This window comes from Marinobacter sp. bablab_jr003 (assembly GCF_016464245.1).
GTDB lineage: Bacteria > Pseudomonadota > Gammaproteobacteria > Pseudomonadales > Oleiphilaceae > Marinobacter > Marinobacter vinifirmus.
On sequence record NZ_JADARC010000052.1, the window covers coordinates 1 to 302 of the forward strand.

Annotated in this window: 1 protein-coding gene; it reads right to left on the reverse strand. The window is 48.0% G+C overall.

The features are described 5' to 3' along the window. Positions 1 to 86: 86 nt before the first annotated feature. Positions 87 to 302 (reverse strand): hypothetical protein (locus H3Z84_RS16910; RefSeq protein WP_206769059.1); only part of this gene is annotated, 216 nt, incomplete at its 5' end.

Below are 302 nucleotides of genomic sequence, written 5' to 3' on the forward strand. Positions count from 1 at the left end.
AAACGCTGGAAGCGAATCAAGGGGTTTGACCAACTGAAGCTGGTCGTGGACAACGTGCAGTTTCAGGATGGAATACAGGTGGAAGATCAATCTGGCAGGAACGCTGCCTGATGGTCATACACCAGATTTGACAATAACTCCCTTGAATACTCCATCCAGTTTAAAAAAGGTTCATCGCGGGTTAGCGTGAAAAAGTAGGAGACGGCGGTAAAACCGGTTAGTTTTGAGTTCGCCAAAACAACAAACCTGACCGACTCACCGCCGTCCCTATGAATGCTAATCCTCTTGCCCTGTTCTGGGAA